The sequence below is a fragment of the Ruegeria sp. N10 genome, from assembly GCF_056531545.1.
Window position 1 is genome coordinate 1 of record NZ_JBQFLY010000065.1, and the last position, 668, is coordinate 668.

At 60.6% G+C, this 668-nt stretch carries 1 protein-coding gene; it reads right to left on the reverse strand.

Annotated elements, in window-relative coordinates; genetic code table 11:
- Window positions 1-668, reverse strand: a 668-nt coding sequence (locus tag ACR0JI_RS21960; protein WP_480496695.1) for a formate--tetrahydrofolate ligase, incomplete at both ends; no start/stop codon positions are given.

Sequence of the window (668 nt, forward strand, 5' to 3'; positions counted from 1 at the left end):
CGCACGGTGGCAACCAGAACCACGGCAGAGGGCGCAATGCCCGCCTTGCGGCACTTGATGTTCATGAACTTCTCGGCACCCAGATCGGCGCCAAAGCCCGCCTCTGTCACCACATAGTCAGCCACTTTCAGCGCGGTCTTTGTGGCAATGACCGAGTTGCAGCCATGCGCGATGTTGGCAAACGGGCCACCGTGGACAAAGGCCGGGTTGTTTTCCAGCGTCTGCACCAGGTTCGGCTGCATTGCGTCTTTCAGCAGAACGGTCATCGCCCCTTCGGCCTTGATGTCGCGGCAATAGACCGGCGTCTTGTCGCGGCGATAAGCCACGATGATATCACCCAGACGCTTTTCCAGGTCCTTCAGGTCGTTTGACAGGCACAGGATCGCCATGACCTCGGACGCCACTGTGATGTCAAAACCTGTTTCGCGCGGGAACCCGTTCGACACGCCGCCCAGGCTGGCAGTGATCTGGCGCAGGGCGCGGTCGTTCATGTCGACCACACGACGCCATGCGACCCGGCGGGTGTCGATCTCGCATTCATTGCCCCAGTAGATGTGGTTGTCGATCATCGCCGACAGCAGCGAATGGGCCGAGGTGATCGCGTGGAAATCGCCGGTGAAGTGCAGGTTCATCTCTTCCATCGGAACAACCTGCGCATAGCCGCCCCC